Annotated in this window: 5 protein-coding genes; 1 reads left to right on the forward strand and 4 read right to left on the reverse strand. The window is 71.2% G+C overall.

All coding sequences use genetic code 11. From position 1 onward, the window contains the following. Positions 1–22: 22 nt before the first annotated feature. The 3 genes from cyc2 to ACFWPS_RS50495 form a co-directional block, all read right to left on the reverse strand. Positions 23–2,185 carry a germacradienol/geosmin synthase Cyc2 gene (gene cyc2 / locus ACFWPS_RS50485; RefSeq protein ID WP_383720278.1) on the reverse strand — a complete coding sequence of 721 codons (2,163 nt, stop codon included), beginning with the start codon at positions 2,183–2,185 and terminating at the stop codon, positions 23–25. 239 nt (positions 2,186–2,424) lie between these two features. Continuing rightward, entirely contained in the window at positions 2,425–3,582 is a 1,158-nt protein-coding gene (locus ACFWPS_RS50490; RefSeq protein ID WP_383720281.1) for a damage-control phosphatase ARMT1 family protein, read from the reverse strand. A gap of 54 nt (positions 3,583–3,636) precedes the next feature. Beyond that, entirely contained in the window at positions 3,637–4,284 is a 648-nt protein-coding gene (locus ACFWPS_RS50495) for a ScbR family autoregulator-binding transcription factor (protein WP_361294887.1), read from the reverse strand. Positions 4,285–4,751: 467 nt separating this feature from the next. Between ACFWPS_RS50495 and ACFWPS_RS50500 the strand changes: the two genes are divergently transcribed. Then, positions 4,752–5,711 (forward strand): lytic polysaccharide monooxygenase, encoded by a 960-nt coding sequence (locus ACFWPS_RS50500; RefSeq protein WP_383720284.1) that lies wholly within the window; start codon positions 4,752–4,754, stop codon positions 5,709–5,711. Between the two features lie 17 nt (positions 5,712–5,728). Here the strand turns inward: ACFWPS_RS50500 and ACFWPS_RS50505 are convergent, their stop codons facing one another. After that, complete coding sequence (locus ACFWPS_RS50505) at positions 5,729–6,373, reverse strand: Tat pathway signal sequence domain protein (protein WP_383720286.1); 645 nt, start codon at positions 6,371–6,373, stop codon at positions 5,729–5,731. Between the last annotated feature and the right edge of the window lie 277 nt (positions 6,374–6,650).

A 6,650-nucleotide genomic window follows, 5' to 3' on the forward strand; every position in this document is an offset into this window, starting at 1 on the left:
GGCCGAGCCGTCGACCGCCCGCTCAGCCGAGTGGAAGCGCCGGGGCGAGCGGTGGGCGGTCCGGGAGGAAGCCGTGGGCCCGGCGGGCGAGGTGGTCCGCCTGGTAGCGGTCCACACGCCGATGCCAGTTCAGGATGCCGGCCATCCAGTTCTGCAGGTCGTGCACATAGGCGTCCATGGCCTCGCGCCCCTCGGCCGGCAGCTCGAAGTCGTCGTACACGACCGGGAGTTCGTTGGCGACGACATGTTCGAACTGCTGCATCCGCTGGGTCGTCAGGTCGTGTACGACGTGCAGTGCGGTCGGGTAGTCGACGCCGAAGAAGTTCTGGACGACGAGGACGGCGTTGTGCAGCTCGCCCTCGTACTGGATCTCCTTCTGGTAGGAGAAGACGTCGTTGACGAGCATGCCGTAGTCGATGGCGGCGTTCTCCAGGGAGCGCACCGGGCCGCTTCGGTACACCTCCGCGGGGATCGCGGGGCCGTGACCGCGGCGGGCCAGGCTCAGGGTGAGGTCGGAGCCGAAGGTGGCCCGGCGCATCTCCAGGTAGTCGATCGGGTCGGGGATGCGGTGCTGGAGCTGGTTGGACATCTCCCAGAGCCAGCTCTCGGTCATCCTGTCGACGGACTGCTTGAGAGCGAGCCGGTCCCCGGGGTTCATCCCGGCGGTCGTGCGGGCCCACAGGTCGGTCAGGCCGCGTTCCATGCCGGTGGCCGGCACGGGCACGGGCTCGTCGGCGAGCGGCATACAGGCCGAGAGGCGGGCCGTGGCGTGCCGGGCGCCGGCCAGGTCGCGCCGGGTGCCGAAGCAGAGGGGGTAGTAGTCGTCGGCATAGGTGCCCCAGGCCAGCCACTGGGCGCTGAGGTCGAGTTCCTCGGGGGTGGCGTCGGGGTCGAGGCCTGCGGAGCAGAGCACGAGGTCGGAGGCGGCGAGCCGGTCCTCGTCCCAGACGCCCTCGGACAGCATGCCGGTGCCGTGCATCCAGGCGGTCAGCCGGGGCCGGGCGGCGTCGAGGTCCGGGTTGACCTCGACCTCGTACGGCATGTGGAAGTCGGGCAGGAGGGAGGGGCCGACCTGCTGGAAGGGCACATGGGAGTAGGCGCGCAAGCGCTCCGCGGCGGCCGCGGCCAGTAGGGCACCGACGTCCGCGGCGGAGGTGCCGGGGCCGGTGAGCTGCTGCCAGGGGGAGGACGGGAGGGCGCCCCGGTTCATGTAGCGGCTGGAGCGCAGGTGCCACTCGTGGCCGCCGGACTGCCAGTCCTGCAGGCCCTTGGTGTAGGCGGCGACCGCCGCGGTCTGGTCGGGGGTGAGGCCCTTCTCCACGGCGAGGGCGGGGACTTCGGTGAGGGCGGTGTGCTCGAACTGGTGGAGGCGGGAGGTGAGGATGTCGTTGACCGCGTCGGCGGCCTGCTGCGTGGTGCAGTCGAAGAAGGTCTCCAGGACGAGCACGCCGTTGCTGTTCTCGCCCTCGTCCTCCACCTCGCGCTGGTAGGAGAACAGGTCGTTGCGCAGATGGACGGCGTCGGCGAAGGTCTCCATCAGCACCCTGAGCGGCCGCGAGCCGGCGGCGACCGCGGGCACCTCGGCCGTCGCGTACTCGACGAGCCCTGCGGACCAGGGGGCGCCGCCCACCTTGCGGCGCATCTCGATGTACTCGACGGGGTTGGCGATCCGCCCCTCGTTGATGTTGGACAGCTCCCACATCGACTCGTTCAGCAGGTGCTCGGTGGCGACCGAGAAGCGGCGGCGCCAGTCGACGGACATCGACGGCACCGTGCGCGCCCACAGGTCGGCGAGGCCCGCCTCGACCGGGTTCTGCGGCTCCGGCACGGGCGTCGTCAGGTCGAGCGGCATGAACAGCGGGAGCCGGTCGAGATGGGCCTTGCCCGCGGCGCGGTCCTGGGTGCGCTTGTACATGTCGAGGAAGTGGTCGTCGAAGAAGAACACCCACACGTACCAGTCGGTGATCAGCGAGAGGGCGGGGCCGTCGCAGTCGGGGTGGGTGTAGCTGCAGAGCAGGCCGTAGTCGTGTGCCTCCAGGTCGGCCTGGGTCCAGATCCCGGAGCCCTCCAGCATGCCCATCTCGCGGGCCCACTCGGTGGAATGGGCCCGGGCCTCCTCCAGATGCGGGTTGAGCCGCGCGGGATACGGCATGTAGAAGTGCGGGAGTTCGAACGGCTGCGTCATGGCCCGGGCCCTACCCGCGCGCCACAAAGGCCATCCGCCCCGCGGCACATGATCACACCATCGCGTGAACCGAGGCGGAATCCGGGAACTCCGGCCGTTCCTTGTGGCGTTCGACGGCCGTCAAGGACTCAGGGCGGACAAGCCTTCACACCAGTTGTGCACGCCCTGAGCGCGGGCGCCGCCCGTCCGGTAGCCGGCCGGCCCCGCCGGGAGCCTCGTCCCGAGCTTCGTCAACGGGCTCAAGTCGTCGCTGATGTACCTGGGTTGACCTGGATAAGGGCATGGGTACCGGCCGTGCGCCAGCGCTCTGCCTCGGCCGCGTCCAGGGCCGCCTCGGTGTCCGCGGAGAGCCCGGTGACGACATCGGACTTGAGGGTGCGCAGCGCGGCCACCGGGCCCGGGAACCAGTCGGTGACGTCGGTGAAGGGGGTGGTCGGCGGCCAGAGCCGGTCGCCCACCAGACGGCGGTAGTTGAGGTCGCCCTTGAAGATCGTCAGGGCGGCGGAGGCGAACTCGGCGCGCAGGTCGCCGGGCATCTCGGCGTACGGCAGCGGGGCACAGGAGAAGGGGTGGGCGCGCACGGCGAGGCGGCCGTCGGCCATCGCCGACCAGAGGGTACGGCCGTATCCGGCGGCGGCGCCCGGGGCGGCGGTGAGCCTGCGCAGGGCGTCGAGCACGTCGGCGGTGGTGGCGTCGGAGACGTAGTACGGGTAGGGCTTGATGTGCAGGACCGCGCGTGCGATGCGGCCGGTGTCCAGGAGGTGGGCGATCAGCAGCAGGTCGGGGACGAGTTCGCGGCCCGCGTTGTCGGCGACTAGGCACAGGGTGCCGCCGTGGAGCAGCGGCCACAGGGCGGCGCCGTCGTCGGCGACCAGGGCGGCGACGGCCTCGCCCGACTCGTCGGCGGAGAGCCGGAAGCCGAGGTCGGCGCGGTTGCCCCAGAGCGAGCCGTGCAGCAGGGCCCGGTCAGGGTCGCCGCCGAGGTCGTCGAGCGCGGCGAGTTCCTCGTCGGTCTCCTTGGCATCGAGTTCGGCGAGCTTGAACGGGCGGAACGGGTCGATGCCCTGCCAGGGGCCGGGGGTGAAGTAGCCGACGGCGTCCAGGAGCCGGCGGTAGAAGTAGCTCTCGGACCACAGCCACGGCACGTCGAACCAGGAGCGGCCGGTGTAGGTGTCCAGGCCCCAGTCGCGCCAGCCGCTCGCATCACCGGGCAGGGGTTCGATCACGCCCTCGGTGCAGTTGTGCAGCAGCGCGTCCAGGGCGCGGTGCTGTGCGGGGCCGTACGGGAAGGCGTCCCGCACCTGGCTGATGATCGCGGGGTGCCGTTCGGCGAGCACGCTGTGCGGGAACGGGCCGGAGGTACCGAGGATCACGGGCGCGGCGGCGGAGTCGGGCATGGGCGCCACGCTATCGCGCGGGCTGCCCGGCTCCACCGAACCGCGGGACGCCCGTCACGCCGTTCTGATCTCGCGCTCCAGCTGGGTGGCGAGGGTCAGATAGCGGGCCCGGCGGTGCACCGGGACCAGGCCGCGGATCATCAGGTACCACATCTCGGCGACCCTGCGCGGCAGTCGCCCCACCGGCTCCAGGTTGCGGCCGGCGACCCGGGTGCCGACGAAGAAGCAGACCAGGGAGTGCGCGACCGCGCCGACGTCTATGTCCGGGTGTACGTCGGATTCCTTGACGGCGCCCAGGAGTTTGCGCGTGGCGAACTCCAGCCACTCGGTGAACGGATGCCTGAGCGGTGGCCGTACGGTGACGTCCGCGGTGGCGAGGCGCAGGCCGGCGCGCGGGATCGGGCCGTCGACGGAGAGCCGGGCGATCGCGAACGTGGTGCGCATCAGGGCTTCCAGCGAGGAGTAGCCGCGGCTGTCCATCTCCCGCACCAACTGGCTGGAGGTGCGGGACTGCAGCTCCATGATGGCGTGCGCCAGGTCCTCCTTGGCGGCGAAGTGGAAGTAGAGCGCCCCCTTGGTGACCTTCGCGTGCTCGACGATCTCGCTCAGGCTGGTGGATTCATAGCCGTGCCGGTCGAAAAGGTCGGCGGCGGCCGTGATGATCGTGGCGCGGGTCTGCTCCGCGCGTAACTGCCTCGCCATCGACTCGACGCTCCTTCACGGCTCCACGACTGCATTTCAGGGCTTCACGGCTCCCAAACCGACGGGGCATGCGGTTTGTTTTTTTACCCCGTGCATACGATAGCTCACCGTGCGGCAGCGGGAGGCAACTGTGCGGACCTGGCGACGGGCATGGGCAAGTCGCGCGTGCGACCACGCGAACGAGGGTCCGCAGTGCACAAACGGACGAGATCAGAACGCGCCCCTCCCTCGTGTTCGCGTCGGTATCCGGAAGCGGTGCGGGCGGCCGGGCGGCCATCGGTGATCGCCACGATACGAGCCGGACGGTTGGTTCTCAATGGCGCCTGGAAAGTCGGCAAAACGGACGAGCCGGTCGGTGCCGCACACTTCGACCGGCCCTGTGGTCGAGCGCGCTGAACAGTGCGGCCCCGATTCCCGTACTCACCTCAGCAGACCCCGTAGCCGCGCCCGCCAAGGAGACGTCCCGGATGACCCGGACGACCGCCCGCCTGAGAGTCATGGGAGCCGCCGTCGCGGCCCCGCTTCTGCTCCTGTCGTGGGCGGCTGGGTCCGCCCAGGCGCACGGCGCGCCCACCTATCCCGTCAGCCGGGCCTACGCCTGCTCCCCCAGCGGCGGCAGCGCCGCCACGGCGGCCTGCAAGGCGGCGATCTCGGCGAGCGGGCAGAACTTCGTCGCGTGGGACGACGTGCGGGTGGCGGGTGTCGACGGCCGTGACCGGCAGGTGATTCCGGACGGCAGGTTGTGCAGCGGCGATCTGCCGGCGTACAAGGGGCTCGACCTGGCGCGCGCGGACTGGCCCGCGACCGAACTGACCCCGGGCGCCCGGATGACGATGACGTACGCCTCGACGATCGCGCACTCCGGCACGTTCAAGCTGTATCTGACGAATCCGGGCTACGACCCGGCGAAGCCGCTGACGTGGTCCGAACTGCCCGCGCAGCCCTTCGCGGAGTTCAAGGACCCGCCGCTGACGAACGGGGCGTACCACTTCAGCGCGACACTGCCCGCCGACCGGACGGGCCGTCAGGTGCTGTACACCGTCTGGCAGACCAGCAGCACGCCGGACACCTATTACTCGTGCTCCGACGTGGTGTTCACGGCGAAGAAGGCCGCGGACAAGGGCACGGGCACGGACACGGACCAAGCAGGCGAGAAGGGCAGCGGGGCGACGGCGGGCGCGAAGTCGCGGCCGAGTGCGACGCCGACTCCCGGCGCCTCGGCGAGCGTTGCCGCCCGGGCCCAGCAGACGGCGACGGCGACCCCGGTCACCCCAACGACCGGAACCACCGCCGCCGACAGCACTCCCGTGGCCTCCGACACTGACCCCGGCTCGGGCCCGTCGGCGCCACTGGTGGCGGGCGGCGCCGCCGCGGTGCTGGTGCTCACCGGGGGCGCCGCCCTGGCGTTGCGTCTGCGTCGACGCTAACGGCCTCTGTTACAAGGTCAGTTGACGAAGACGGCAGCGCCGTTGTCGGTGACCGGGGCGTACTTGGCGGTGAAGTAGCCGGCGGAGGGGCAGAGGATGGAGCCGGACGACTTCGCGAACGCCTGGTTGCTGAAGGCGAGGCTGTTGTCGGTGTTGGAGCTCGTGCCGGTCAGGCTGGCGGCCTGGTAGACACAGGTGATGCTGCCCAGCAGGGTGGTCAGCTTGACCGTGGTCTGGACGGTCGTGCCGCCCGCCGGAGTGACCGTGACCCCGCCGCCCGAGGCCACCAAGGTGGTGTACGGCAGGTTGTCGACCGTGATGCTGGAGACGCCGGTCACGCCGACCACGTTGCTGGTGCAGCTGCTGAAGGTCTGCGCGGTGGCCGACTCGGTGGCGGTGCCGGAGGCGGCCGGGTTGTCGGTGACCGTCGCGGTGAAGGTGGAGGCGGCACAGGTGATGCCGCTGGTGCTGGTGGAGCTGGAGTACAGGGTGGCGGTGGTGCCGCTGGCCAGCGACGCGCTGAGGGTGTCGCCGACAGCGACGGCGGTGCCGCCGGCGCTGCCCGTGGTGAGCACGGCGCCGTCGGCGGAGGCGGGAACGGTGGCCGCGATCGAGAGGGCGGCGACGGTACCGGCGAGGGCGAGGAGAGATCGCGTACGCATGCGGGTTGCCTCTTTCTTTGGGGGACTTGCGTGAGGTGAAGGTGGGGGGTCGTGGGGGCGCGCGGATGCGACGCCGGGCCGGGGGGGGGGGGGGAGACCCCACACACCAAATCGGAGGGGGCCACCCCCCCCCCCCCCCCCCCCCCCCCCCCCCCCGGGGGGGGGGGGGGGGCCCCCCCCCCAAAGGAAGCACCTCAGTGCCAGAGGGGCACACGATCCACCGGCTCGCGCTGGACTACCGTCGGCTCACCGGACCCGTGAGGGTGACCAGCCCGCA

This window comes from Streptomyces sp. NPDC058457, assembly GCF_042720695.1.
Classification (GTDB): domain Bacteria; phylum Actinomycetota; class Actinomycetes; order Streptomycetales; family Streptomycetaceae; genus Streptomyces.

Bases quoted from the DNA above. Each gene is read 5' to 3' on its own strand.
- cyc2 (WP_383720278.1), bottom strand. From the start codon at position 2,185: ATGACGCAGCCGTTCGAACTCCCGCACTTCTACATGCCGTATCCCGCG.
- ACFWPS_RS50490 (WP_383720281.1), bottom strand. From the start codon at position 3,582: ATGCCCGACTCCGCCGCCGCGCCCGTGATCCTCGGTACCTCCGGCCCG.
- ACFWPS_RS50495 (WP_361294887.1), bottom strand. From the start codon at position 4,284: ATGGCGAGGCAGTTACGCGCGGAGCAGACCCGCGCCACGATCATCACG.
- ACFWPS_RS50500 (WP_383720284.1), top strand. From the start codon at position 4,752: ATGACCCGGACGACCGCCCGCCTGAGAGTCATGGGAGCCGCCGTCGCG.
- ACFWPS_RS50505 (WP_383720286.1), bottom strand. From the start codon at position 6,373: ATGCGTACGCGATCTCTCCTCGCCCTCGCCGGTACCGTCGCCGCCCTC.